Source organism: Blastococcus atacamensis (assembly GCF_002938425.1).
GTDB lineage: Bacteria > Actinomycetota > Actinomycetes > Mycobacteriales > Geodermatophilaceae > Blastococcus > Blastococcus atacamensis.
Window position 1 is genome coordinate 1 of record NZ_POQU01000009.1, and the last position, 22,683, is coordinate 22,683.

Annotated in this window: 28 protein-coding genes and 1 pseudogene; 10 read left to right on the plus strand and 19 right to left on the minus strand. The window is 74.8% G+C overall.

The genetic code is table 11. From position 1 onward, the window contains the following. The 3 genes and pseudogenes from C5508_RS19815 to C5508_RS19440 all read right to left on the minus strand — a co-directional run. Positions 1–326, minus strand: a pseudogene (locus tag C5508_RS19815) (hypothetical protein); the annotation flags it as partial. Beyond that, on the minus strand, positions 326–1,270 hold the full coding sequence (locus tag C5508_RS04020) for a Ppx/GppA phosphatase family protein (RefSeq protein WP_104523669.1): 945 nt from the start codon (positions 1,268–1,270) through the stop codon (positions 326–328). The gene C5508_RS04020 and the pseudogene C5508_RS19815, both read right to left, overlap by 1 nt. Before the next feature lie 18 nt (positions 1,271–1,288). Further along, positions 1,289–1,450, minus strand: a complete 162-nt coding sequence (locus tag C5508_RS19440) for a hypothetical protein (protein ID WP_157943987.1) — start codon at positions 1,448–1,450, stop codon at positions 1,289–1,291. Positions 1,451–1,485: 35 nt separating this feature from the next. Between C5508_RS19440 and C5508_RS04025 the strand changes: the two genes are divergently transcribed. Continuing rightward, complete coding sequence (locus C5508_RS04025) at positions 1,486–2,295, plus strand: hypothetical protein (RefSeq protein WP_232796904.1); 810 nt, start codon at positions 1,486–1,488, stop codon at positions 2,293–2,295. Here the strand turns inward: C5508_RS04025 and C5508_RS04030 are convergent. After that, positions 2,188–3,270 (minus strand): helix-turn-helix domain-containing protein, encoded by a 1,083-nt coding sequence (locus C5508_RS04030; protein ID WP_104523671.1) that lies wholly within the window; start codon positions 3,268–3,270, stop codon positions 2,188–2,190. The two genes, C5508_RS04025 and C5508_RS04030, sit on opposite strands and share 108 nt — an antisense overlap. Positions 3,271–3,351: 81 nt before the next feature. Between C5508_RS04030 and C5508_RS04035 the strand changes: the two genes are divergently transcribed. Together C5508_RS04035 and C5508_RS04040 are read left to right on the plus strand one after the other, a co-directional pair. Continuing rightward, on the plus strand, positions 3,352–3,579 hold the full coding sequence (locus tag C5508_RS04035) for a hypothetical protein (protein ID WP_104523672.1): 228 nt from the start codon (positions 3,352–3,354) through the stop codon (positions 3,577–3,579). A gap of 10 nt (positions 3,580–3,589) precedes the next feature. Then, positions 3,590–3,790 (plus strand): DUF3072 domain-containing protein, encoded by a 201-nt coding sequence (locus tag C5508_RS04040; RefSeq protein WP_104523673.1) that lies wholly within the window; start codon positions 3,590–3,592, stop codon positions 3,788–3,790. Positions 3,791–3,794: 4 nt separating this feature from the next. Here C5508_RS04040 and C5508_RS04045 read toward each other — a convergent pair whose 3' ends face one another. Together C5508_RS04045 and C5508_RS04050 are read right to left on the minus strand one after the other, a co-directional pair. Next, positions 3,795–4,481, minus strand: a complete 687-nt coding sequence (locus C5508_RS04045; RefSeq protein WP_104523674.1) for a response regulator transcription factor — start codon at positions 4,479–4,481, stop codon at positions 3,795–3,797. Next, complete coding sequence (locus C5508_RS04050; protein ID WP_104523675.1) at positions 4,478–5,683, minus strand: sensor histidine kinase; 1,206 nt, start codon at positions 5,681–5,683, stop codon at positions 4,478–4,480. The genes C5508_RS04045 and C5508_RS04050 overlap by 4 nt, the downstream gene beginning before the upstream one ends. 168 nt (positions 5,684–5,851) lie before the next feature. Between C5508_RS04050 and phoU the strand changes: the two genes are divergently transcribed. After that, complete coding sequence (gene phoU / locus C5508_RS04055) at positions 5,852–6,511, plus strand: phosphate signaling complex protein PhoU (RefSeq protein ID WP_104523676.1); 660 nt, start codon at positions 5,852–5,854, stop codon at positions 6,509–6,511. Positions 6,512–6,664: 153 nt separating this feature from the next. Here phoU and C5508_RS04060 read toward each other — a convergent pair whose 3' ends face one another. The 5 genes from C5508_RS04060 to mshA all read right to left on the minus strand — a co-directional run bounded on the left by C5508_RS04060 (position 6,665) and on the right by mshA (position 12,304). Beyond that, positions 6,665–7,423: a phosphoglyceromutase gene (locus C5508_RS04060; RefSeq protein WP_232796905.1), complete on the minus strand. Its 759-nt coding sequence runs from the start codon at positions 7,421–7,423 to the stop codon at positions 6,665–6,667. Between the two features lie 44 nt (positions 7,424–7,467). Further along, a complete protein-coding gene (locus C5508_RS04065) occupies positions 7,468–8,739 on the minus strand; it encodes an aminotransferase class I/II-fold pyridoxal phosphate-dependent enzyme (protein WP_157943988.1) in 1,272 nt (423 codons plus the stop codon). A 108-nt stretch (positions 8,740–8,847) separates the two neighbouring features. Next, the gene (locus C5508_RS04070; RefSeq protein WP_104523679.1) at positions 8,848–10,440 is read right to left on the minus strand and encodes an MFS transporter; all 1,593 of its coding nucleotides are present in this window, start codon (positions 10,438–10,440) and stop codon (positions 8,848–8,850) included. Next, positions 10,437–10,967 (minus strand): type III secretion system chaperone family protein, encoded by a 531-nt coding sequence (locus C5508_RS04075; RefSeq protein ID WP_104523680.1) that lies wholly within the window; start codon positions 10,965–10,967, stop codon positions 10,437–10,439. Before C5508_RS04075 ends, C5508_RS04070 begins: the two co-directional genes overlap by 4 nt. Continuing rightward, positions 10,964–12,304, minus strand: a complete 1,341-nt coding sequence (gene mshA, locus C5508_RS04080) for a D-inositol-3-phosphate glycosyltransferase (protein ID WP_104523681.1) — start codon at positions 12,302–12,304, stop codon at positions 10,964–10,966. The genes C5508_RS04075 and mshA overlap by 4 nt, the downstream gene beginning before the upstream one ends. Positions 12,305–12,389: 85 nt before the next feature. Here mshA and C5508_RS04085 point away from each other — a divergent pair, with 85 nt between their 5' ends. Together C5508_RS04085 and C5508_RS04090 are read left to right on the plus strand one after the other, a co-directional pair. Further along, entirely contained in the window at positions 12,390–13,175 is a 786-nt protein-coding gene (locus tag C5508_RS04085; protein WP_104523682.1) for an SDR family oxidoreductase, read from the plus strand. A gap of 6 nt (positions 13,176–13,181) precedes the next feature. After that, positions 13,182–13,664 carry a DUF3995 domain-containing protein gene (locus tag C5508_RS04090; protein WP_104523683.1) on the plus strand — a complete coding sequence of 161 codons (483 nt, stop codon included), beginning with the start codon at positions 13,182–13,184 and terminating at the stop codon, positions 13,662–13,664. 21 nt (positions 13,665–13,685) lie between these two features. Here C5508_RS04090 and C5508_RS04095 read toward each other — a convergent pair whose 3' ends face one another. Continuing rightward, the gene (locus tag C5508_RS04095) at positions 13,686–14,693 is read right to left on the minus strand and encodes a UDP-N-acetylmuramate dehydrogenase (protein WP_104523684.1); all 1,008 of its coding nucleotides are present in this window, start codon (positions 14,691–14,693) and stop codon (positions 13,686–13,688) included. A 93-nt stretch (positions 14,694–14,786) separates the two neighbouring features. On the opposite strand from C5508_RS04095, the gene C5508_RS20470 reads away from it, so the two are divergent. From C5508_RS20470 to C5508_RS04110, 3 genes are read left to right on the plus strand one after another with little or no spacing between them, the layout of a single operon-like run. Then, positions 14,787–15,641: a class I SAM-dependent methyltransferase gene (locus tag C5508_RS20470; RefSeq protein ID WP_104523685.1), complete on the plus strand. Its 855-nt coding sequence runs from the start codon at positions 14,787–14,789 to the stop codon at positions 15,639–15,641. Positions 15,642–15,645: 4 nt separating this feature from the next. Beyond that, positions 15,646–16,485: a spermidine synthase gene (locus C5508_RS04105; RefSeq protein WP_104523686.1), complete on the plus strand. Its 840-nt coding sequence runs from the start codon at positions 15,646–15,648 to the stop codon at positions 16,483–16,485. A 33-nt stretch (positions 16,486–16,518) separates the two neighbouring features. Further along, entirely contained in the window at positions 16,519–16,713 is a 195-nt protein-coding gene (locus C5508_RS04110) for a PspC domain-containing protein (RefSeq protein ID WP_104523687.1), read from the plus strand. 15 nt (positions 16,714–16,728) lie between these two features. Here the strand turns inward: C5508_RS04110 and C5508_RS04115 are convergent, their stop codons facing one another. The 7 genes from C5508_RS04115 to C5508_RS04145 all read right to left on the minus strand — a co-directional run bounded on the left by C5508_RS04115 (position 16,729) and on the right by C5508_RS04145 (position 21,727). Beyond that, positions 16,729–17,013: a DUF2516 family protein gene (locus C5508_RS04115; RefSeq protein ID WP_104523688.1), complete on the minus strand. Its 285-nt coding sequence runs from the start codon at positions 17,011–17,013 to the stop codon at positions 16,729–16,731. A 141-nt stretch (positions 17,014–17,154) separates the two neighbouring features. Further along, positions 17,155–17,940, minus strand: a complete 786-nt coding sequence (locus C5508_RS04120; protein ID WP_104523689.1) for a hypothetical protein — start codon at positions 17,938–17,940, stop codon at positions 17,155–17,157. Positions 17,941–17,967: 27 nt separating this feature from the next. Beyond that, positions 17,968–18,432: a helix-turn-helix domain-containing protein gene (locus C5508_RS04125; protein WP_104523690.1), complete on the minus strand. Its 465-nt coding sequence runs from the start codon at positions 18,430–18,432 to the stop codon at positions 17,968–17,970. A gap of 87 nt (positions 18,433–18,519) precedes the next feature. After that, positions 18,520–19,491, minus strand: coding sequence for an asparaginase (locus tag C5508_RS04130; protein WP_104523734.1), 972 nt, complete (start codon positions 19,489–19,491; stop codon positions 18,520–18,522). Continuing rightward, on the minus strand, positions 19,488–20,048 hold the full coding sequence (locus C5508_RS04135) for an RsiG family protein (protein ID WP_104523691.1): 561 nt from the start codon (positions 20,046–20,048) through the stop codon (positions 19,488–19,490). The genes C5508_RS04130 and C5508_RS04135 overlap by 4 nt, the downstream gene beginning before the upstream one ends. Before the next feature lie 123 nt (positions 20,049–20,171). Further along, positions 20,172–21,272, minus strand: a complete 1,101-nt coding sequence (gene ygfZ, locus C5508_RS04140; RefSeq protein ID WP_232796907.1) for a CAF17-like 4Fe-4S cluster assembly/insertion protein YgfZ — start codon at positions 21,270–21,272, stop codon at positions 20,172–20,174. Beyond that, positions 21,269–21,727 carry a Fur family transcriptional regulator gene (locus tag C5508_RS04145; RefSeq protein ID WP_104523693.1) on the minus strand — a complete coding sequence of 153 codons (459 nt, stop codon included), beginning with the start codon at positions 21,725–21,727 and terminating at the stop codon, positions 21,269–21,271. Before C5508_RS04145 ends, ygfZ begins: the two co-directional genes overlap by 4 nt. Before the next feature lie 38 nt (positions 21,728–21,765). Here C5508_RS04145 and C5508_RS04150 point away from each other — a divergent pair, with 38 nt between their 5' ends. Beyond that, on the plus strand, positions 21,766–22,614 hold the full coding sequence (locus tag C5508_RS04150) for an aminotransferase class IV (protein WP_104523735.1): 849 nt from the start codon (positions 21,766–21,768) through the stop codon (positions 22,612–22,614). Positions 22,615–22,683 lie beyond the last annotated feature (69 nt).

The window sequence follows — 22,683 nt, forward strand, 5'->3', positions numbered from 1 at the left end:
CCCGCGGTCACGCCCGGCCCCGCGCGTGACCGCGGGTCCGTCCACCGCGGCCATCCCCGGTCTCCGCCCCGACCGGAAGCCCGGCGTCCCGCAGCCGTCCGCGCCGGGGGCGGGGTCGGCTCGACGTCGCTGCGCCGCCGGCTGAAGCCCGCGCGCTCGGCGGCGGCCGCGTCGCTCGCCCGTCGCTGCCGGATGCCGGTGTCGTCGTCGTCGTCCAGGCGGCGTCGGCGGGCCTGCTGCCGGGCCGCGGACTCGACGCCGGCCTCGCGCAGGATCTCGGCGAGGGACCGCCCTCCTGTGTCCGGGTTCCAGTCCGGTTCGGCCATCACGCCCCTCCCAACGAGTCCAGCCTGCGGAGGATGACACCCTCGCGCAACGCCCACGGACCAATCCGCACGCACGGTACGTCCAGCGCACGCAGAGTTGCGGCAGCGACAACCGCTCCAGCGGGAACCTGGTGCGCACGGTCGGCCGAGACGCCGGGCAGCTCGGCCAGCGCGGAGGACTCGATCCGCGACACGAACCCCACCACCTGGCCCAGGCCGACCGCGCTGAGCTGCCGCGGGGCACGCAGTCCGGCCGACGACGGGGCCGCGCCCGCGAGCCGCGCGAGAGTGCGGAACGTCTTGCTGGTCGCCACCACCAGGTCCGGTGGCCCGAGGGCCGTGATCTTCTCCGCGGCGGGCGCCAGCAGCTCGTCGGCGTGGTCGCCGAGCGCCTCGAGGGCGGCGAGATCGGGTCGGCCGCCGTCGCGGGCGGACGGCAGGAAGCGGCGGGTCATCCGACCCGCGCCCAGGGGCAGGGAGAGCGCCACCTCGGGGTCCTCGTCGATTCCGGCCGCCAGCTCCAGGGAGCCGCCGCCGATGTCGAGGACCAGCAGCCGCCCGGCGCTCCAGCCGAACCAGCGGCGGACGGCGAGGAAGGTCAGCCGCGCCTCGTCCTCACCGTTGAGCACCTGCATCTCGACGCCGGTGCGCGCCCGGACCCGCTCGAGCACCTCCAGGCCGTTGGCCGCGTCGCGGATGGCGGAGGTCACCAGGGCCATGAACTCGTCGCAGCCCTGCTTCTCGGCCTGCTGGCGCGCCTCCTGGACCGCGGTGAGCAGCGACCTCTCCCCCGCCTTGGACAGCATCTCGTCCGGGCCGACGTGCTCGGCCAGCCGCAGCACCGACTTGTCGTCGTGCATGGGTGTCGGGTGGGCACCGCGGTGTGCGTCGACGACCAGCAGGTGCACCGTGTTCGAGCCGACGTCCAGCACACCGAGTCGCATGGGGGCGATTCTGCCGGGTCAGCAGACCGCGCCGCTGGTCGCCACCGTCATCCACAGGACGGAGCGGACGTGGGACTCGTGGACCTGGCCGGCGAGGCGGAGCCGGCTCGGCGTACGGGCGGCACCGGACAGGCACAGCCGGGCCGGGTGCTGCCCGACGGCGCGAACGGGGGTGGCCACGGGGAGCATGCTGGCAGACCTAGGCTGTACCGGTGGTGAACGAGCCCCCGGAGGAGGTCGCGCTGGACTTCCCCCGGGAGTGGGTGGAGTTCCCCGACCCGGCCGACCCCGAGCACGTCGTGCGGGCCGACCTGACCTGGCTGACCTCGGCCTGGACGTGCGTCTTCGGCCGCGGCTGCGCGGGCGTGGTCGAGGGGCGGCCGGACGACGGCTGCTGCAGCCACGGCGCCTTCTTCACCGACGAGGACGACCTGGCGCGCGTCACGGCGGCCGTCGCGGACCTGAGCGACGAGGACTGGCAGCTGGCCCCCCTCGGACGCGGCGAGTGGACCGAGGAGGACAGCGCCGACGACGCCGACGACGGCGTCCGGTCGCTGCGGACCCGCGTCGTGGACGGCGCGTGCGTGTTCCTCAACCGGCCAGGGTTCGCCGGTGGCACCGGCTGCGCGCTGCACGGGATGGCGCTGCGCACCGGCGTGCACCCGCTCACGACCAAGCCCGACGTCTGCTGGCAGCTGCCGGTCCGCCGGGAGCAGGAGCACGTGGACCGGCCCGACGGCACGAGGGTGCTGGTGTCGTCCATCGGGGAGTTCGACCGGCGCGGCTGGGGCCCTGGCGGGCACGACCTGCACTGGTGGTGCACCGGCTCGCCGACCGCGCACGTCGCCCCCGAGCCCCTGGTGGACACCTACGCCGCCGAGCTCCTCGCACTGCTCGGCGGGCCGGCCTACGCCGAGCTACGCCGGCTGACCCAGCTCCGCCTCGACCAGGGGATGATCGCTCCCCATCCGGCCAGCCCCGAGCCGGTGCCCGTCCAGCTGCACCGGCGCCGCCCGGGCAGCTGAGACGGCGGCGCCGGAGCGGAAGGTCTGCCGGTAGGTCCGGGGCGAGACCCCGCGCCGCCGGGAGAACTGCTCGCGCAGGCCGGCGGCGGTGCCGAAGCCGACGAGCCGGGCGATCTCCTCGATCGAGGCGTCGCTGTTCTCCAGCAGCTCCTCGGCCGCCGCCAGTCGCTGGCCGAGCAGCCAGGCGTGCGGCGTGGTGCCTGTGGTGGCCTTGAACCGCCGGGCGAAGCTGCGCGAGCTCATCAGGGCCCGCCGGGCGAGGACATCGACCGAGATGTCCTGCGCCAGGTGCTTCTGCGCCCAGTCCAGCACCGCGCCCAGCCGGTCGTCCTCGCACGCGGCGACCGGGGCGTCGATGAACTGCGCCTGCCCGCCGTCGCGGTGCGCCGGCACGACCATCTCCCGGGCCAGGGAGTTCGCCGCGTTCGCCCCCCACTCGCGGCGGACCAGATGCAGCAGGGCGTCCACCCCCGCCGCGGTGCCGGCACCGGTGATGATCCGGCCGTTGTCGACGTAGAGCACCGACGGGTCCACCTCCAGCTGCGGGTACCGCACGGCCAGCTCCCCCGCCCACTTCCAGTGGGTGGTGACGCGCATGCCCTCCAGCAGTCCGGCCGCGGCGAGCACGAAGACGCCGGTGCAGTGGCTGACCAGCTGGGCGCCGCGGGCGTGCGCCCGGCGCAGGGCGTCGAGCAGCAGCGGTGAGGGCTGCTCCTCGAAGTCCTCCCACGCGGTGATCAGCAGGATGTCGGATCGCTCCACCCGCTCCAGCCCGTGCTCCACGAGCACCCCGATGCCGGTGTCGGTGCGCAGGACGCCTGGCTCCTCGGCGGCTATCCCGAAGTCGAACCGCGGAAGGCCCAGCCGGGTGCGCTCGTAGCCGAAGACCTCGTTGCACACGCCCAGGCCGAAGGCGGCCACCAGCCGGTCGGCGAGGACGACGGTGACGACCAGGGGACGGTCCGGGAGCGGCATGGCGGCATCATGGCAGAAAACCGGCGGTAGCGGTCAGTCCTGCCACTCGTCCGCCGACCGCACCCGGGCCAGGCTGCACCCATGTTGCTGATCACCTGCCCCGTCACCCGCACCGACGAGCTGGTTCCCGACCGGCGCATCCGATCGGTCACCAACCACCCGACGCACATCGCGCTGCACGTCGACTGCCCGGCCTGCGGCACCGTCCACGTGTTCCGCACCGGACGCCGGTGGGACGCGACCCGCGCGGCACGGGCGGCTGCTCCGAGCCCTGTCGCTCGCCGTGCGGAGCAGTCCGTCCCGGCCTAGGCTCGAACACATGAGCGAATCCACCGACAACACCGCGCCCGCCGCGTCCCCCGAGAAGAACCCGGCCGACTGGGTCACCGGCGACGAACCGGCCACCGGTGCCCAGAAGAGCTACCTGGAGACCCTCGCCCGTCAGTCCGACGAGGACGTGGACCCCGACCAGCTCACCAAGGCGGAGGCCTCGCAGAAGATCGACGACCTGAAGAACTGAGCCGTCAGGCCTCGAGCTTGTAGCCCAGGCCCCGCACCGTCAGCAGGTACGTCGGGTTGGCGGGGTCGGGCTCGAGCTTGGCCCGCAGCCGCTTGACGTGGACGTCGAGGGTCTTGGTGTCACCCACGTAGTCCGATCCCCACACGCGGTCGATCAGCTGCGATCGGGTGAGCACCCGGCCCGCGTTGCGCATCAGGAACTCCAGCAGGTCGAACTCCTTCAGAGGCAGCGCCACCTGCTGGCCGTCGACCGCGACGACGTGCCGCTCGACGTCCATCCGCACCGGGCCCGCCGTGAGCACGCCGTCCGAGGGCGAGGGCTCCGCGGTCTCACCGCGGCGGCGCAGCACCGCGCGGATGCGGGCGACCAGCTCGCGGGCCGAGTACGGCTTGGTCACGTAGTCGTCGGCGCCGAGCTCCAGGCCCACGACCTTGTCGATCTCGCTGTCCTTGGCCGTCAGCATGATGATCGGCACGTTGCCGCGGGACCGCAGCGCCCGGCACACCTCGGTGCCGGACAGGCCGGGCAGCATGAGGTCCAGGAGCACGATGTCGACTCCGCCGCGGTCGAACTCGGCGAGGGCGTCGGGCCCGGTCGCGGCGACGACCGGGTCGAAACCCTCCCGGCCCAGCATGTAGGACAGCGCGTCGGAGAAGGACTCCTCGTCCTCGACGACCAGCACTCGGGTCATGAACGCTCGTTCTCCAGGGTCTGAGGAGCGGGGGCGGATCGGGGTCCGGCGACCGGAGGGTCCACCGGGCCGGCGAGCGGGATGCGCAGGGTGAACGTGGAGCCGAGCCCCTCCTCGCTCCACACGCTCACCGAGCCGCCGTGGTTGCTGGCGACGTGCTTGACGATGGCCAGCCCGAGGCCGGTGCCACCGGTGCTGCTGGCCCGCGACTGGTCCACACGGTAGAAGCGCTCGAAGACGCGCTGCCGGTCGGCGCGCGGGATGCCGATCCCGCTGTCGGTGACGGCGATCTCCGCGAAACCCGAGCGGGCCCGGGCCCCGACGGCGATCCTGCTCTCCCCGGCGCTGTAGGCGACGGCGTTGGCCAGCAGGTTCGTGACGGCGGTGGCCAGCTGGCTCTCCACGCCGCGCACCACGAGGCCCGGCTGCCCGCCGACGACGATGTCGAGCTTCTTCGCCCGCGCCGCGGTGCGGGTGCGGTCCACCGCCTCGGCGAGCACCCGGTCGACGTCCACCGGGCGCAGCTCGGGCAGCGGCTCCCCGCCCTGGAGACGGGAGAGGTCGATCAGCTCGCGCACCAGCCGGCCGAGACGGTCGGCCTCCACCGCGATCCGCCCGGCGAACCGCTGCACCGCCTCCGGGTCGTCCGCCGCCCCCTCGATCGCCTCGGCGAGCAGGGCGAGCGCACCGACCGGCGTCTTGAGCTCGTGGCCGACGTTGGCCACGAAGTCGCGGCGCACAGCCTCGACGCGACGCGCCTCGGTGACGTCCTGGAGCACGAGGGCGACCGGTCCCGGGCGGGCGACCGTGCCGCTGTCCAGGCGCACCCCGTGCACGCCGACGAGGCGGGGCCCGGAACCCACCAGGTCACCGGGCAGGCGGACGTCGACCCGGGAGCTGCCGCCGCGGCGCACGTCGTGGGAGACCGCCAGCAGTTCGGGGACGAGCAGCCGGTCGCCGCGCACGATCCCCAGGGCCCGGGCGGCCGGGTTGGCGAGCAGCACGGAGTCGTCGGTCGCCACGAACACGATCGCCGGGTCGATGAGGTCGACCAGGCGCCGGGTCAGGGCCGCCTCGGGCGCCGGCGATCCCGGGTCGTCGCCGGAGAACCGCCCCAGGTCGGGGCGGGAACGGATGATGACGGTCGCGGCCACCACCCCACCGAGGAGGAGGCCGACCACCAGGGCGACCAGCGGACTCACGCGCCAGATGCTAGGTGTGGAACGGCTCCGGGCGCGTCATCCCGGAAGGGTTCACCGCCCGGACGGGTCAGTGTTCACCGTGGGATGGGGGCTCGTTCACCTGGCGGCGACCGAACCGCTCCCGGCCGCGCCTAGCGTCGTCCGAGGACACCGACGAGAGGGACCACCGTGCGCGACAACTACCACGAGGAACTCGACGACATCAACGCCTGCCTGGTGGAGATGGCGAACGCGGTCGGCTCGCAGATGAGCACGGCCACCACCGCGCTCCTCGACGCCGACGTCGAGCTGGCCGACCGGGTGATCGCCGGCGACGACGCGATCGACGCGACCCGCGAGAGCATCGAGCAGCGGACCTTCACCCTGCTGGCTCGCCAGCAGCCGGTCGCGGGAGACCTGCGCACGATCACGACGGCGATGCGCATCGTGAGCGACCTGGAGCGGATGGGCGACCTCGCCGCGCACATCGCGAAGGTGGCGCGCATGCGGTTCCCCGACCACGCGGTGCCCCAGGAGGTGCGACCGGCGTTCCTCGAGGCCGGGAACGTGGCGGAGCTGCTCATCACCAAGACCGCGACGGTCATCGCCAAGCGCGACATCGAGGCCGCCCGCGAGCTCGAGACCGACGACGACGCCATGGACCGCATCCACAGCGGGCTCTTCCGCCAGCTGCTCAGCGACACCTGGCCGCACGGCATCGAGTCGGCCATCGACATCACGCTGCTCGGCCGCTACTACGAGCGCTTCGCCGACCACGCGGTCAGCGTCGCCCGCCGGGTCTGCTACCTCGTCACCGGCGAGCGCTACGTCACCGGGCAGGCCGGCTGACCCGGTCGTCCTCCGGACCCCGGCCACGTGCCGTACCCCCTTGCGGCGCTGAGCCCCTCCCTGGCGCCTCAGGGGACCCGCCGGGCCCCGTTCGGCACAGCGCCTCGCGGGGGGCGGCTGCAGCGCTTCCTCGGGGGCCCTCCGGGCCCCTCGTCAGCGCTTGCCCTGGTTCTTGACAGCCTCGATGGCGGCCGCCGCGGCGTCGGGGTCGAGGTACTGCCCACCGGGGTTGGTGGGCCGCAGGTCGGCGTCGAGGTCGTAGCGCAGGGGCACGCCGGTCGGGATGTTGAGCCCGACCACCTCGTCGTCGCCCATCCCGTCCAGGTGCTTCACCAGGGCACGGAGGCTGTTGCCGTGCGCGGCCACCAGCACGGTCTTCCCGGCACGCAGGTCCGGCACGATCGCGTCGTACCAGTAGGGCAGCATCCGGACGACGACGTCCTTGAGGCACTCGGTGGCCGGCCGGGCCTCCGGCGGCAGGAAGGCGTAGCGCACGTCGGCGTCCTGCGAGAACTCGTCGCCGGGCGCGATCGGCGGCGGCGGGGTGTCGTAGGAACGGCGCCAGATCATGAACTGCTCCTCGCCGTACTCGGCGAGGGTGGCGGCCTTGTCCTTGCCCTGCAGGGCGCCGTAGTGCCGCTCGTTGAGCCGCCACGAGCGCTTGACCGGGATCCACTGCCGGTCGGCGGCGGCCAGCGCGAGCTCCGCGGTGGTGATCGCCCGCTTCATCAGCGAGGTGTGCAGCACGTCGGGGAGCAGGCCGTTCTCGGCCAGCAGCTCGCCGCCGCGGGCGGCCTCGGCACGCCCCTTCTCCGAGAGCGGCACGTCCACCCAGCCGGTGAAGAGGTTGGCCTTGTTCCACTCGCTCTCGCCGTGGCGGAGCAGCACCAGCGTTCCCGTCGACGTCGTCACGGCGATCATCCTGCCCGACGGCGTCCGCGCAGGCAGCAGTGCCGTCAGGCGAGCGCCATCTCCCGCTCGCCGTCGCGCGCCCGGCGCACCGCCGCGGCCACGACCTGAGCGGCCTCCCGCAGCTGGTCGTCGGTGTGGGTCGCCATGACGGTCAACCGGAGCACGCCCTTCCCGCGGGGGACGGCAGGGTAGGCCACGGCGTTGATGTAGACGCCGTCGTCGAAGCAGGCCCGCCAGGCTCCCGCGGTGACCTCCTCGCTCCCGGTGAGGACGGCGAGAACCGCGCCGCGGCCGGGAACCGGCGTCGCCCCTGCCTCCGCCAGCGCGGTGCGCAGCAGCTCGCCGTTGCGCTGGAGGCGCGCCACCCGCTCGGGCTCGGCGCGCAGGATCCGCAGCGACGCCAGGGCCGCGGCCACCGATGCCGGGTCGTTGGCCGCGCTGAACACGTAGGGCATGGCACCGGCGCGGATGCCGTCGGCGGCGGCCCGTGAGGTCATGGCGGCGCCGCCGACGCTGGCCAGCGACTTGCTGAGGGCGACCGTGACCGCGTCCACCCGGGACAGCACGCCGAGCTGCTCCCCCGCCCCGCGCCCTCCGGCACCGAGGACGCCCAGGCCGTGCGCCTCGTCGACGACGAGCCGGGCGCCGTAGCGGTCGCACAGCGGCACGATCGCGTCCAGCGGCGCGAGCTCGCCGGTCATCGAGTAGACGCCGTCCACGACGACCACGGCACCGGCGCGCGCATCGAGCCGCTCCAGCCGGGCGGTCAGGGAGTCGAGGTCGTTGTGCCGCCAGCGCACGACGGTCCCCCGGCTGGCCGCGGCGGCCGCGTGCAGGCTCGCGTGCACGTGGGCGTCGACCAGCAGCGCGTCCTCGGGGCCGCAGACGGTGGACAGCAGCGCGAGGTTCGCGTTGACGCCCGACGAGGTGAGGACCGCCGCCTCGGTGCCGTAGTGGTCGGCCAGTTCGGCCTCCAGCTCCAGGTGCAGCGCGGTGGTGCCGTTGAGGACCCGGCTGCCCGAGGCGGAGGTGCCGTACTTCCGCAGCGCGGCCGTGGCCGCCTCGACGACCCGCGGATCACCGGCCAGGCCGAGGTAGTTGCCGGTGCCCAGGTTGATCCGCGAGCGGCCGTCGGCGTACGTGGTGACCGGCAGCGGCGCTCCGCCGGTGGGCACGGCGTGGGTCGCGGCACCCGCGTCGCTGTGCTCGCGCAGCAGGGCGGCCAGCGGATTCTCCAGCAGCGGAGCGAACGCGTCGCGGCGCCCACGGAAGGTTCCGGACGGGTCGGGACGGGTGGCGGCCAGGCCGTCGCTCACAGCTGTTCTCCCACGATCCGCCCCGCGCGAGTTCCCCTCCCCCACGCGGTGACCCAGCAAGCCTGTGCAGAACGTCACGGAGCGTCGACACTGCGCGCTCCGTTCACCTCAACGGGTGGTCGGGACCACCCGATCGCGGCGCCCCGGTAGCCAGATCAGGACGACGACGGCCGCGACCAGCGTCGCGGCGGCGGTGCCGACGGCGGTCACGTGCATGGCCGAGACGAACGCCTCGCGCGCCGGCTCGACCACCGAGGCGGCTGCTCCCGCCGCGTCCGCGTCCCCCTCGGCCTGCACCCGGCGGACGGCCTCCAGGGTCGCCACGATCGACTCGGAGGCCTCCTCCCGCACCTCGGCGGGCAGGGCGTCGGCGGAGCTGCCCAGGTGCGCGGCGTAGGACCCGGCGAGCAGCGAGCCCAGGATGGCCACCCCGAGGGCACCACCGACCTGGCGAACCGAGTTGTTCACGGCCGCACCGGCGCCGGCCTTCTCGCGCGGGACGACGGACATGATCGACTCGGTCGCGGGCGCCATGACGGTGCCCATGCCGATGCCCTGCACGGACAGGACGGCGAGCAGCACCCACACCGGTGTGGTGAGGCCGAGCAGCTGCACGCCGACGAACGACAGCGCGATCAGCAGGAAGCCGACCGTGCAGACGGCCTTGGCGCCGAACCGCTCGGCCAGCCCGGAGCTCAGCGGCGCCATGACCGCCATGCCGAGCGCCACCGGGATGAGCGCGGCCCCGCTCTCCAGGGGGCTGAGGCCGCGCACGCCCTGCAGGTAGAAGACCAGGTAGAACGTCGCGCCCAGCAGCGCGAAGAAGTTCAGGCCCAGCGCCCCGGCGGCCGCCGAGAACGCAGGGTTGCGGAACAGCGACACGTCGAGGGCCGGGTGCTCCGAGCGTCGCTGCAGCCACACGAACAGCCCGAGGAGCGCCAGGCCGCCCAGCAGCGGACCCAGCACGCCCGGCGTCGTCCACCCCTCACCCCCGCCGCCGCGGATGATGCCGTAGACCAGACCGGCCAGCGCCGCGATCGAGATCAGCACGCCGGGGATGTCGAGCCGGCCGGGGCTGGGGTCCCGCGACTCGGGGACGAGGGCGTTCACCGCCACGATGCCCAGGACGGCGACGGGCACACCGACGAGGAAGACCGCGCCCCACCAGAAGTGCTCGAGGACCGCCCCTCCGGCCAGGGGCCCGCCGGCCACGGCGATGCCCGCCGTGCCGGCCCAGACGCCGATGGCCCTCCCGCGCTCGCGGGCGGGGAAGACGTTGGTGATGACGGCCAGCGTCGTCGGCTGGACCGCCGCCCCGCCGATGCCCATGACCGCGCGCCACGCGATGAGCTCCAGCGCGCTGTCACTGAAGGCCGCGAGCACCGAGCCGGCGCCGAAGATGCTCAACCCGATGAGCAGGACCCGGCGGCGGCCGATCCGGTCACCGATGACGCCCCACGAGAACAGCAGGCCGGCGAACACGAGGATGTAGGCGTCCACTGCCCACTGGAGCTCGCCCTGGGTGGCGCCCAGCTCGCGCTGGAGCGTGGGGATGGCGACGTTGAGGATCGTGTTCCCCATGATCACCACGAGGAGGCAGACCGTCATCGTGGCCAGCACCCACCAGCGGCGGGCGTAGCCGGGGCTCTCCTGCAGGCCGGGCGGCACCGCGCCCGGCTGCGACTTCCCGGTCGCCGTCACGCTCCGCGGGAGGGGTCGGCGGCCGGCCGGCGCGTGGGGTCGGCGAAGGCGGCGAACGCCTCCAGGTTGCGCAGGGACTCCCCGCGCTTGACCCGCCAGTCCCACTCGCGGCGGATCGAGGTGCCGAACCCGATCTCCAGCATCGCGTTGAAGTGGTCGTCGGCGTAGCTCAGCACCGCGCCGAGCAGGCGGTCGAGCTCCTCGGGGGTGACGGCGGCGTGCGGGAGCCGGCCGGTCAGGTAGACGTCGCCGACCGAGTCGATCGAGTAGGAGACGCCGTACATGCGCGCGTTGTGCTGCAGCAGGTAGGTCCACAGCTGCTCGCGGTTCTCGTCGGGCTGCCGGCAGACGAATGCCTCCACCCGCAGCGAGTGCTCCCCCACGATCAGCCCGCAGACGGTCTTCAGCTTCTTGGTGCCGGGCAGCTCGACCAGCCAGGTGCCCGGGGCCGGGTGCTCGTGCACCAGCTCGCTGTCGCGCAGCGTCTGGTCGATGACGGCGTCGAGGTCGTGCACCGAGCGGTTCACCGGGCGACCTCCAGACCGGGCAGCGCGCGCAGCGGACCCCCGGACCTGCGGTCGCGCGCGGGCCGCGGCGGCGCGGCGGCCATCTCGGCGGCCGCCGAGGCGTAGGCCTCGACCAGCGCGTCGACGGTGCGCTCCCAGGAGAAGAGTCCGGCGTGCCGGCGGGCGCCTGCGGCCAGCAGTTCCCGGCGGGCGAGCACGGCCCGGACCGCGGCCGCGTAGTCGGCCGGGTCGTGGCCGGGGACCAGGACGCCGGAGACACCGTCGCGGACCGCCGTCGACAGCCCCCCCACGGCGGCAGCGACCACCGGGGTGCCACAGGCCTGGGACTCCAGGGCCACCAGGCCGAAGGATTCGTTGTGGCTGGGGACCACGGTCACGTCGGCGGCCCGGTAGAAGTGCGCCAGGCGGTCCGGGGGCTGCGGCGGGTGGAAGCGCACGACGTCGGGAATCCCGAGACCGGCGGCGAGCTGCTCCAGCTGGCGCGGGGCATCCAGGCCGCTGCCGCTGGGGGCGCCGACGACGTGCACCTGGAGCCGGGACCGCAGGCCCGGGTCGTCGGCGAGCATCCGGGCGGCGGTGTGCAGCAGGACGTCGGGCGCCTTGAGCGGCTGGATCCGGCCCACGAACAGGAGCACGACCGCGTCGTCGGGCACCCCGACGGCGCGACGTGCCGCGGCGCGGCTGCCCGGGCTGAAGCGGTCGAGGTCGACGCCCGGTGGGACCACGAGCGTGCGCGCCGGGTCGGCGCCGTAGAGCCGGACCAGCTGGCGCGCCTCCTCGTCGGTGTTGGCGATCAGTCGGTCGGCCTCGGCGACCACCTGCTCCTCACCGATCACGCGGGAGCGCGGCTCCGGGCGGTCACCGGCGGCGAGCGCCTCGTTCTTGACCTTGGCCAGGGTGTGCGCGGTGTGGATCAGCGGCACGCTCCACCGGTCGCGGGCCAGCCAGCCGACCTGGCCCGAGAGCCAGTAGTGGGAGTGCACGACGCCGTAGTAGCCCGGCTCGTGCTGGGCCTCCTCGCGCAGCACCGCGGCGGTGAAGGCGCACAGCTGGGCGGGGAGCTCCTCCTTGCCCAGGCCCTCGAACGGGCCGGCGCTGACGTGGCGGACCGTCACCCCGGGGCTCATCTCGACCACCGGGGGCAGGTCGCTGGAGGTGGCGCGGGTGAACACGTCGACGGCGATGCCGCGCGCGGCCAGGCGCCGGGAGACCTCGACGATGTAGACGTTCATGCCGCCCGCGTCGCCGGCGCCGGGCTGGTCCAGCGGGCTGGTGTGCACCGAGAGCGTCGCCACCCGGGCGGGCAGGCCGGGGCCGGGAGTGCGGCGAGCGGGCACCTACGACCTCCCGCTCTGCCTGTACCGGTGCGGACGACGCACCCCTGTCTCCTGTCCATCCTGCAACAGCGCGAGGATGGCCCGCATGCCCGACCCCGCGCAGACCCCCCAGTCCGACGGCCGCGCCCTGCCCGGCCGCGGCCGCACCGCCGTCGTCACCGGCGCCTCGAGCGGCATCGGAGCCGCCACCGCGACCCGCCTGGCGGCCGAGGGATTCGACGTCGTCGTGGCGGCCCGGCGGGTCGACCGGCTCACCGAGCTGGCGGCCACGATCGGCGCCCGCGCGCTGCCCCTGGACATCACCGACGCCGGCTCCGTCGCCGCGTTCGCCGCCGCGCTGGACCGGGTGGACGTGCTGGTCAACAACGCCGGTGGCGCGTTCGACGCGAACCCGGTGGCCGACGCCGACCTGGACTCCTGGGCCCGCACCTACGAGGTGAACGTGCTCGGCACCGTGCGGCTGACGAAGGCCCTGCTCCCGGCGCTGCGGGCCTCCGGCGCCGGCGACGTGCTGTTCGTCAGCTCGACCGCCGGCCTCGTCACCTACGAGAACGGCAGCTCGTACACGGCGGCGAAGCACGGCGTGCACGCCCTGGTGGGTGCGCTGCGGCTCGAGATGGTGGGCGAGCCCCTGCGGGTCATCGAGGTCGCGCCCGGCATGGTGCACACCGAGGAGTTCTCGCTGAACCGGCTGCGGTCCCAGGAAAAGGCCGACGCCGTGTACCGGGGTGTGCGGGAGCCGCTCGTGGCCGAGGACGTCGCCGACTGCATCGCGTGGGCCCTCACCCGGCCGCACCACGTGAACGTCGACCTCCTGGTCGTCCGTCCCCGCGCCCAGGCCGCCCAGCACAAGGTCGCCCGGGAGAGCTGAGGACCGGTGCCCGCGCTCCGGTCGCGGTGGTGGGGCGTCGTCGCCGCCGTGTGGGCGTCGCTCTTCGCCGTCCTGCACCTGTTCTGGGCGCTCGGCGGCTCCGCGGGCCTCACGTCCTCGGCCGGCGAGGAGCTGGCGGAGGAGCGGCCCGGCTGGCTCGTCGCCGGTGGGCTCTGGGGCGTCGCGGCACTGCTGCTGATCGCAACGGCGCTGGCCCTCGCGCTCGCGCTCGCACCCACGCACGGGCGAGGGCGACATCTCCTGCAGGTCTGCGGCACTGCCGTCGGACTGCTGCTGCTCGCCCGCGGAGTGGGGCTGCAGGTCCTCATGCTCAGCGGGGCGTACGACGGGAACGCCGCGATCACTCCTGGACAGCGGTTCTGGTCGATCCTGCTGTGGAATCCCTGGTTCGCGGTCGGCGGGGCTGCCTTCTGCCTCGCCGCCTGGGCGTTCACCCGCGCCCTCCCGGGTCGCCCGTCCCCGCGGTGAGCCGGGCGCGGCGCTCCGGGCTCAGGGGCGTACGGCGGTGGGCTCGCGCTCCAGCGTCACACCGAACTTCTCCTGAGCGGTCGCGATGATCCGGTCGGCGAAGGCCAGCAGCTCGGCAGCGGTGGCGCCGTCGGAGGTCGTGAGCGCCAGGCTGTGCCGCGACGACGTGCCGACCCGACCGTCCCGGGTTCCGCGCCCGAAGCCGGCGTGCTGCACCAGCCAGGCGGCGCTGAGCTTCACCAGCCCGTCGCCGGCCGGCCAGCTCGGGCAGCCCTCGACGGCACGCTCGGCGGGCACGATCGGGTTGGTGAAGAAGGAGCCGGCGCTGCGGGAGTCGGGGTCGGCCGGGTCCCAGACCATGCCCTTGCCGCGGCGCAGGCCGAGCACGGCCTCCCGGACGGCGGTCAGCGGCGCCCGCTCCCCCACCTCGACGCCCAGCGTCCGCGCCAGCTCCGCGTAGCCGACCGGCCGCGACAGCTCACCCGGGTCGAGCGCGAACTCCACCTCGAGGACGACGAACCGGCCGGGCTCCCGCTTCAGCCGGCTGTCGCGGTAGCCGAACCCGCACTCGGCCGGCGTCAGCGTGCGCTCGACCTTCTCGTGCCGGTCGAGGACGCGGACGGCGGTGATCGTCTGGGCGACCTCCTGGCCGTAGGCGCCGACGTTCTGCACCGGCGTCGCGCCCGTCGAGCCCGGGATGCCCGAGAGCGCCTCCATGCCGGCCAGCCGGTCCTCGACGGTGAACGCGACCAGGGCGTCCCAGTCCTCACCCGCCTGCACGGTCAGCCGGTCCCCGGACCGCACGATGCCCCGGGACCGGACCGCGACGACGTCGCCGGGCCAGCCCTCGTCGGGCGCGATCAGGTTGGAGCCGCCGCCGATGAGCAGCAGCGGGCGGCCGGCCTCGTCGGCGTCCCGGACGGCGGCCACCAGCTCGTCGGCCGTCTCCACCTCGATCAGCCGCTCGGCGGGACCGCCGACGGCGAGGGTCGTGAGCTCCGCCAGCCGGACGTCGGATCGCACCTGCACGGCACGACGGTAGCCGGGACTACCCTCTGCACCGTGGAAGGACCTCGTCCTCCCCACCCCTCGCAAGCTCGGGGCGGGGCCCGGGACGAGGCCATGGGGAGCCAACACAAGCGGCGGGCCTCGTTGTCCCCGCAGCCGCAGCGCCGCGCCCCTCGCCTGGCCGCCGGTCGCGCCCGGGCCCTGGGCCTGCCCACCCGCGGCACCACGAACGCCAACCGCCTGCGCCGGGTCGACCGGTGGCTGCTCGCCACCCAGGTCCCGCGGCTGCGCGACTCGGCCCGCCCCCTCGTGGTGGACCTCGGCTACGGCTCGTCGGCGGTGACCACGCTGGAACTCGTCGAGCGGCTGGGCCCGGAGGTCGATCGCCTGGAGGTCGTGGGCCTGGAGATCGACCCGGAGCGGGTGAGGGCGGTGGCCGCCGACCGCGATCCGCCGCGGGTGGACTTCCGCATCGGGGGCTTCGAGCTCGCCGGCCTGCAGCCGGTGATCGTGCGGGCGTTCAACGTGCTGCGCCAGTACGACGAGGAGTCCGCGGCCCGGGCCTGGGACACCATGCGCGGCGCGCTCGCGCCCGGCGGGCTGGTCGTGGAGGGGACCTGCGACGAGTGGGGGCGCCGGTCGGCCTGGGTGGCGCTGGGCGCCGACGGGCCGCTCACCCTCACCCTGGCGGCGCGGGTGTCGGACCTCGCGACGCCGTCGGACCTGGCGGAGCGGTTGCCCAAGGCACTGATCCACCACAACGTGCCCGGTGAGCCGGTGCACGAGTTCCTGCGGGCCTTCGACGCCGCCTGGGCCGCGGCGGCGGGCATGTCGGCGTTCGGGCCGCGCCAGCGCTGGGTCGCCGCCGTGGAGGCGCTCGGCGAGCAGGGCTGGCCGCTTGTCGGGTCGAGCCGGCGGTGGCGCCACGGCGAGGTGACGGTGCGCTGGTCGGCCGTCGCCCCGGCCTGAGCCGATGCGGATCCCACCGGGGCCGACGCCCGTCGACGGCGGCACCGCCGAACTCCTCGGGGACGCCGACCGCGACGGCGCCTGGGTGCTGATGCTCGACGGCACACCGCAGTCGCACGTGGACCTCGAGGACCCCGCGCACCTCGAGTTCGAGTACGTCCGGCGCATGGGCCACGTGCTGGACCTCGCCGCCGAGCCCGGCGTCCCGCTCGACGTGGTCCACCTGGGGGGCGGCGCGCTCACCCTCCCCCGCTACGTCGCCGTGACCCGGCCGGGGTCGCGCCAGCGGGCGGTGGAGATCGACCAGCCGCTCACCGACCTGGTCCGCGAGTACCTGCCGCTCCCCCGCAACGCCCGGATCCGGGTGCGCGCCGCGGACGCCCGGGAGGCACTGCAGTCGATGCACCCCGCCAGCGCGGACGTCGTGGTCACCGACGTCTTCGCCGGGGCGCGCACGCCGGCGCACCTCACCAGCGTCGAGTTCGCCGCCGAGGTGGCCCGGGTGCTGCGGCCCGGAGGTGTGCACATCGCCAACGTCGCCGACGGCCCGCCGCTGCGGTTCGCCCGCGCCCAGGTGGCGACGCTGCGCACCGCCTTCGCGCACGTGTGCCTGCTGGCCGAGCCCGGGACGATGCGCGGCCGGCGGTTCGGCAACCTGGTGGCGGTGGCCTCCGACGACGAGCTGCCGATCGCGGCGCTCACCCGCGCCTGCGCCCGCGATCCCATGCCCTCGCGCGTGGTGGACGGCGCGGACCTCGACCGCTTCGTGGGGAAGGTGCCGCCGGTGACCGACGCCGAGGCGCAGCCCTCCCCCGAACCGCCCGAGGGCGTGTTCGGCCGGTGAGCGGGCTGCGCCGTCGTCCGTAGGGTGGGGCGCATGACGACACCCGCTCCGAACCGGCTCCGTCGCGACACCCGCAACAAGGTGCTCGGCGGGGTGTGCTCCGGCCTCGCCCGCCAGTTCGGCATGTCTCCGAACGGACTCCGCCTGGCCTTCGTGATCTCCTGCGTGCTGCCCGGGCCGCAGATCGTGGCCTACGCGCTGCTCTGGCTGCTCATCCCCGCGGGCTGACGCGGGCCGGGTCGGCTACCAGCTGTTGCCCCGCGGCAGGCCCCGCACCGCGGGCCGGACATCGACCAGGTAGACGATCGCCGCGATGATGGCCGGCAACCCGAGGAAGCTCATCAGGCCGAAGAACCAGATGATCGCCGCGGCCAGCGCGACGATGCCCAGCCAGCCGGCCTTGGTCAGCTTGCCGGTGGCGACGAACGCGTTGGCCGGCCGGGTCAGGGCGTCCACGAAGGCCCAGGCGGCCAGCGCCAGAGCGCCCCAGCTCAAGGCGGTGAGCAGCAACCAGTCGAACTCGGCCATGTGGCAAGGCTACCCGTGGGCCGCCCTGGGACCAGGCGCCGACGCCGCCGTTCCCCCGAAGGGCCTCCCCCGGCCCCGGACGCGACAGGGCCCCGGAGCGCCGTAGCCAGCTCCGGGGCCCTGGTTCGAGGACCGGGAAGGTCAGTTCTTCTTGGCCGGCACGGCGGTCGGGTCGTCACGGCGGGCGGTGCGGGCGCGGGTCACCTGAGCCGAGGTGGCCGGGGCCTTCTTGGCGGCGGCGGCGCTGTTCTTCTTCGCGCTCGCCTTGGCCGCCTTGGGAGCCGGGACCTCCTCGGCGGCCTCGGCCACGGAGGCCTTCGTCGTCTCGGCGGTCTCGTGCACCGTCTCCTCGGCCTTGGCGGCGGCCTTGGCGGCCTTGCCCGCGGTCTTCTGGACGACCGAGGTGACCTCGTTGGACGCCTCGGTGATGACCTCGGCGGTCTCCTCGAGAGCGTCCTCGAGGGTGTCCTCGACGGAGTCGACAGCAGCCTCGGCGCGACGGACGACGCGGCGGACGGCGGGCTGACGACGCAGCTCCTCGACGACCTCGGCGCCGCGCTCGGCCAGCGTCCCGACGGTGGTGGCGGCCTGCGTGCGGGCCACCTCGACCAGGCCGACGACGGTGCTGCGCAGCGCCTCCGGACGGACGGCGACGGCCAGCTGCTGGGCGGTGGTGCGGGCGGTGCCGGCGGCCTCGGTGGCCCGGGTTCGGGCCTCCTTCACGGCCAGGTCGGCTTGGACCGTCGCCTCGCCGGGCAGCTGCTCGGCGCGGGAGCGGAACGAGGCGACGGCGGTGCGGGCGCGCTCGACGGCCAGGTCACCGGCGCCGACGACGGCCAGCAGCGGGGTCCTGGCCTGCTCGGCGAGAGTGCGGCCCTGCGCGACGGCGAACTCGCCGTACTGCTTCACGGTCTGGGTGGGGGTCATGTCGACTCCTTGTATGTGGGGTGGGGGTCAGCCGGCGGCCGGGGCAGAGGCCCGGTGCTCACGGACGTAGGTCTCGTAGAGCTCGAGCAGGACGGCCTTGTGCCGTTCGGACAGCGCGTCGTCCGAGCGGATCGCCGCCACGGTGTCCGGATTCCCGGAACGCCGGTCGAGGATCCCTGCCTGCTCGTAGAGCGACTCGGCCGAGATCTTCAGGCCCCGGGCGATCGAAGCGAGGATCTCCGCTGACGGCTTCCGGAGACCCCGCTCCACCTGGGACAGGTACGGGTTGCTGACCCCCGCGCTGCGGGCCAGTTCGCGCAGCGACACCCGGGCAGCGCTGCGCTGCTCGCGAATGAAGTCACCCACCGACGAGCTGACGGCCGAGACGCTGGGGGCGTCGGCGACCGTCTCCGCCACACTGCCCGCGACGCGGTCCACGGTCTCGCGGACGGTCGTCACCTGCTCGCGGACGAAGTTCCCGGGGTTCTGCACGGCATCGACGTTAACCCCGGGTGCTAGCAGTTGCAAGCGGAGGAGTTAGCACAGCGGCGTGAAGACCCTCACACCCGGAAGGGCTGCTCAGGCGTTTAGATCCGCCGATTCCCGGACGTCCCCGACGACTCCATCGCCACCGGACACCGGCGTGCGCGACCACGGAGCAAGCACTTCGGCCGGGACGCCGAGCCGCCGCAGCCCCGCGGCCAGCGCCGGCGTACGGCCGCGGTCGCCGCCGTCGTCCAGCTTCAGCGCCACCGCCCCGGCACCCGGCAGCGCGGCCACGTGCACGCCGTCGGCGCCGCCCTTGACCAGCAGGCCGGGCACCGCCCGCATCAGGTCGGTGTCCTCGCGCCCCGTGCCGGCGACGAACCACGGGTTGGCCCGCATCGCGTCGGCGACCGCCCGCTCGCTCGAGCCCTCGGCTCCCTGGACCAGCGCGAGCACGCCCCGGGCCAGACCGGTCACCGACATCGCGTGCTGCGGCGCTCCGCAGCCGTCGACGACGACCGCCGTCACCGGCTCCCCCGCCGCCTCGGCCAGCCGCGCCTCGATCGCCTGCTGCAGCGGGTGCTCCCGCGACAGGTAGCCCTCGGTCGACCAGCCGGCGGCGACGCAGGCGGCCAGCATCGCCGCGTGCTTGCCGGAGCAGTTCATGGCCAGCCGCTCCGGCGCCCGGCCGGACGCCAGCCAGCCGGCCTTCGTCCCCTCGTGCGAGGGCAGCGCGGGCGGGCAGCCCAGCGACTCCGGCCCGAGTCCCGCGGCCGCGAGCACGGCGGCGGCGGTCTCCCGGTGACCGTCCTCGCCGTTGTGCGAGCCCGCGGCGATCGCCAGCTCCTCGCCGGAGCCCGGCGTCCAGCCCGCGGCCAGCATGACCGTCGCCTGCACCGGCTTGTTCGACGACCGCGGCAGGGTCGGGCGGTCGACCGCACCGGCGGCGAACGTCACCTCGCCGGCGGCGTCCAGCACCACCAGCGAGCCGCGGTGCACCGACTCCAGGAAGCCCGACCGCCGGACCTCGACCAGAACCGGGTTGTCGGGCCACTCGCCGTTCAGTGCCGGCCCTCGTCGGCGAGCAGGGCGGCGACGTCGGCCTCGCCGTCGCGGTACCGGCGGCCGAGCTCGGCGGCCAGCCCGTCCATGACCTGCTGCACTCCGCGCCGGCGCTCCGACAGCCCCTTCTCGGCCTCGGCCAGCGAACGCGCGGCGGACTCCAGCAACGTGCCCGAGAGCTCGGTGATCGCCGACAGGTCCGCGCCGGGGGTCAGCGAGTTCACCCAGGACTCGTACTCCTCCGGGCTCGCCGGCTGCACCGTCTGGTGCCGGCCCAGGCCGTGCGCGGGACCACGCCCCTTCTCGGCGAGGATCTCGGGCAGCAGGTCGACCAGCGAGCGGCCGTCGTGCTCCGCACGGCGCTGCAGCTCCCGGCGCACGATGTCGAGCCGGCCCTGGAGCAGCCGCCGGGTGTAGGAGAGGTTGACCTCCTCCTGCTCGGCCGCGCGGCGCAGCCGCCGCACCTCGCTCATCTGCAGCTGCACGGCGCCGTCGAGGAAGGACGGGTCCAGCAGCGCATCGACGGCGGCACCCCCGGCGGGGGACGGCTTCGGACTCACGGGGTGGCCTCCAGGGGCGTGATCCCCGGCATGGTCCGGGCATCGGCGGTGGTCATCGGCGGGCGCTGGGCGGAGCGTAGGACAGCGGTCCGGCCGCGCCCACCCGGAGGTGATCGCCGGCCGCTACCCGATCGTCGCAGACCGGACGGCCCGCACGCGGTCGCGCGCCGCGGCCCGGGTGTCGTCGAGCCCCGAGGGGGCGTCGTCGGGGTCCATGGCGGCGCTCGAGCCGGCGACGGTCAGGGCGGTGTCCGGCGCCACGGACTGCTTGACCAGCGCCAGCGCGACGACGCCCAGCTCGTGATGGCGCACCACGGTTCCCACGCGGCCGACGGTCCGCGTCCCGGCCAGGACGTCGGCGCCCGGGGCCGGCAGGTCCTCGCTGATCCCGTCCAGGTGCAGCAGGACCAGGCGCCGGGGCGGCCGGCCCAGGTTGTGCACGCGGGCGACGGTCTCCTGGCCGCGGTAGCAGCCCTTCTCCAGGTGGACGGCGGTGGTCAGCCACTCCAGCTCGTTGGGGATCGTGCGGTGGTCGCTGTCGACGCCGAACCGCGGACGCCGGGCCTCCACGCGCAGCGCCTCGTAGGCCGAGGAGCCGGTGGGCCGGGCGCCGGCGGCGAACAGCCGGTCGGCCGTCGCGGCCAGCTCGGCCCGCGGCACGAGGACGTCGAGGACGGCGGCCCCGCCGTCTCCGACCGGCGGCATCCGGCGGACGAAGCCCGGGCCGCTCGGCTCGACGGCGTACTCCCGCTCCGGCGCGGCCAGCCCCGCGGCGGCCACCACCCCGGGCGCCTCCGGACCGACGACGCTCAGCACCGCCCAGGCGTCGGTGACCAGCTGCGGCTCCACGCGGAGCATGAAGCGCATCCGCTCGAGGTAGCCCAGCAGGGCCGGGCCCGTGCCCGGCTCCACGTCGGCCCACGTGGTGCCGGCCAGCTCCGCCACGACCAGGTGGTGCTCCACGTGCCCGTTCGGCGACAGCACCAGCGCCTCGCTGCCGGCGCCGTCGGTCATCCGCTCGAAGTGCTGGCTGGTGATGCTGTGCAGCCAGGAGAGCCGGTCGGCGCCGGGAACCACGAGGACGTCACGATCGCTGCGGTCGACCAGACCCGCGCCCTCGGCCAGGACCCGCTGCTCGCGCAGGGGGTCGCCGTAGTGCACGGCGACGGAGCCGTCCTCCTCCTGGACGGCGCCGGGGCGGGACAGCAGGGGTGAGGCGGTCACGGTGTCTCCTGGGCTGCTCGGTTGCGGCATGCGCGGCACGTCCCGGACAGGGCGACGTGACCGACGTCGACGGTGAAACCCAGTTCGGCCGCCAGACGTTCCGCCGCCTCGTCCAGGAGGTCCGGGGCCGCGGAGGAGATCTCGCCGCAGGAGGCGCAGACGACGTGCAGGTGGGGGCGCTCGGAGGCGTGGTAGACCGGCGCCCCGCGGCCCAGGTGGGTGTGCCACACCAGCCCGAGGCTCTCCAGCAACTCCAGGGTGCGGTAGATCGTCGAGGTGTCCGGTGCGCTGCCGCCGGGACCGGCCTCCTCCCGCAGCCGGGCGCCGATGGCCTCCGGCGTCGCGTGCTCCAGCGCGCTCACCGCCGCGAGCACCCGCGCCCGCTGGGGCGTCAGCCGCAGACCGCGGGCCCGCAGCTGCTCGGCGAGCGGCGCGGCCAGGTCGTCGGTGCCCATGACGTGAGCCTATGCCGGGCGTGCGGCAGGCTGGCGGCGTGACCGAGCAGCGCAGGGTGGCGTTCTGGCGCGACGGATCGGCGGTCGCCGTCCCCGCCGACCAGCCCGTCGTGACCGCCTTCGACCAGGGTCTGGCCCGCGGCGACGGCGTCTTCGAGTCCGTGGCCGTCGTCGCCGGGAGCACACCGCACCTGGACGCCCACCTGGCACGGCTCACCCGGTCGGCCGCCCTCCTCGACATCCCCTCCCCGGGGGACGGGACCTGGCGGGCGCTGATCGGCGCGGTCCTCGCCGACTGGCCCTCCGCGGTCGAGGGCGTCTGCCGGCTGTTCCTCACCCGCGGCCCCGGCGAGGGAAGCCCTCCGACGGCGCTGGCGCTGCTGGCCGCCGTTCCGGAGGAGACCCTGCGCCAGCGCACCGACGGGATCTCGGTGGTGAGCCTGGGTCTCGGCGTCCCCGCGGACTTCCGGGCCGGCGCGCCGTGGCTCCTGGGCGGCGCAAAGACGCTGTCCTACGCGGTGAACATGGCCGCCCAGCGGCACGCGCACGCACTCGGCGCCGACGACGTCGTCCTCACCAGCCTCGAGGGGCAGCTGCTCGAGGGGCCGACGTCCACCGTGGTGTGGGCCGCCGGCGGCACCCTGCACACCCCGCCGGTGGAGACCGGCATCCTCGCCGGGACCACGCAGGCCCGGCTGTTCGCGCGGGCCGGGGCCGACGGGTGGCCGACCGCGGTCACGCCGGGCACGGTCGAGGACCTGCACGCCGCCGACGCGGTCTGGCTGCTCTCCGGGGTGCGCGGCGCGGCGACGGTGCACACCCTGGACGGCGTTCGGCGCGGCGACGCAGGCCTGTCCGAGCGGGTGCGGGAGCTCCTCGCCCGGTAGCCTGGCCCCAGGTGAGCCGGGAAGTCTGGTCGGCAGTTCCTCCGTCGACCCCTCCCCTGGAGCCGCCCG

Coding starts and splice junctions, on each gene's coding strand:
- C5508_RS04020 (WP_104523669.1), bottom strand. CDS start 1,270: ATGCGACTCGGTGTGCTGGACGTCGGCTCGAACACGGTGCACCTGCTG.
- C5508_RS04030 (WP_104523671.1), bottom strand. CDS start 3,270: ATGCCGCTCCCGGACCGTCCCCTGGTCGTCACCGTCGTCCTCGCCGAC.
- C5508_RS04035 (WP_104523672.1), top strand. CDS start 3,352: ATGTTGCTGATCACCTGCCCCGTCACCCGCACCGACGAGCTGGTTCCC.
- C5508_RS04040 (WP_104523673.1), top strand. CDS start 3,590: ATGAGCGAATCCACCGACAACACCGCGCCCGCCGCGTCCCCCGAGAAG.
- C5508_RS04045 (WP_104523674.1), bottom strand. CDS start 4,481: ATGACCCGAGTGCTGGTCGTCGAGGACGAGGAGTCCTTCTCCGACGCG.
- C5508_RS04085 (WP_104523682.1), top strand. CDS start 12,390: ATGCCCGACCCCGCGCAGACCCCCCAGTCCGACGGCCGCGCCCTGCCC.
- C5508_RS20470 (WP_104523685.1), top strand. CDS start 14,787: ATGGGGAGCCAACACAAGCGGCGGGCCTCGTTGTCCCCGCAGCCGCAG.
- C5508_RS04105 (WP_104523686.1), top strand. CDS start 15,646: ATGCGGATCCCACCGGGGCCGACGCCCGTCGACGGCGGCACCGCCGAA.
- C5508_RS04110 (WP_104523687.1), top strand. CDS start 16,519: ATGACGACACCCGCTCCGAACCGGCTCCGTCGCGACACCCGCAACAAG.
- C5508_RS04115 (WP_104523688.1), bottom strand. CDS start 17,013: ATGGCCGAGTTCGACTGGTTGCTGCTCACCGCCTTGAGCTGGGGCGCT.
- C5508_RS04120 (WP_104523689.1), bottom strand. CDS start 17,940: ATGACCCCCACCCAGACCGTGAAGCAGTACGGCGAGTTCGCCGTCGCG.
- C5508_RS04145 (WP_104523693.1), bottom strand. CDS start 21,727: ATGGGCACCGACGACCTGGCCGCGCCGCTCGCCGAGCAGCTGCGGGCC.